The following is a 341-nucleotide window of genomic DNA, read 5'->3' on the forward strand; positions in this document are numbered from 1 at the left end:
TGCTCGAGGAGAACGACGGCGCGGGCAACACCTTCAAGGCGACCGCGAAGCCGGTGCTCGTCGGCACGGCGGTCGTCGGGGCGACCACGATGCTCTTCTCCATCATCATGGCGCTCACCGAGGGCCTCACCACGGGGCTCGACAACTTGTCGCTGCTGCCCCCGCCGGTCCTGCTCGGCCTGGTCACAGGCGGCGCGATGATCTTCTGGTTCACCGGCGCGCCCATCCAGGCCGTGACCACCGGCGCATACCGGGCGGTCGAGTTCAACAAGGCGAACATCCACCTCGACGGCGGCGAGCGGGCCAGCGAGGCGGACCCCCGCCGGGTGGTGGAGATCTGC

1 protein-coding gene is annotated in these 341 nt (G+C 69.8%); it reads left to right on the forward strand.

Translation table 11 applies throughout. The annotated features are described in order from the left end of the window. On the forward strand, window positions 1-341 hold a 341-nt coding region (locus KVT14_RS20155), incomplete at both ends, for a sodium/proton-translocating pyrophosphatase (RefSeq protein WP_217617282.1).

Source organism: Cellulomonas sp. GbtcB1, assembly GCF_019091725.1.
GTDB lineage: Bacteria > Actinomycetota > Actinomycetes > Actinomycetales > Cellulomonadaceae > Cellulomonas.